This is a genomic window from uncultured Lacinutrix sp. (genome assembly GCF_947500325.1).
In the GTDB taxonomy this organism is placed as follows: domain Bacteria; phylum Bacteroidota; class Bacteroidia; order Flavobacteriales; family Flavobacteriaceae; genus Lacinutrix.
The window spans coordinates 1-235 of record NZ_CANMRQ010000117.1 but is presented as its reverse complement, the minus strand read 5'-3'; the positions used below and the strand labels follow the sequence as shown (position 1 = coordinate 235).

The 235-nt window shown below is 36.6% G+C and carries 1 protein-coding gene; it reads right to left on the bottom strand.

Going from position 1 to position 235, the window contains the following annotated elements; genetic code table 11:
* The coding region (locus Q0997_RS20425; RefSeq protein WP_299892602.1) for a hypothetical protein at positions 1–235 on the bottom strand (235 nt) is incomplete at both ends.

Here is a 235-nt window from a genome sequence, read left to right as displayed (position 1 = left end):
TCTTGTATAGTAATGGTTTGAACAAGCGTAGTTGTATTGTTACAATCGTCAGTAAGTGTCCAAGTTCTAGTAATCACGGATTCATTAGCACAAGTACCATTCGCTGTACTATCAGTAAATGTCGCCTCTAGCGTGTTATCACAGTTATCCGCTTCATTAGTTACATCACCAGTAAGTGTTAAATCATTAGGATCTTGTTCACAGTTAATAGTAATATCAGCAGGAACAGTAAATG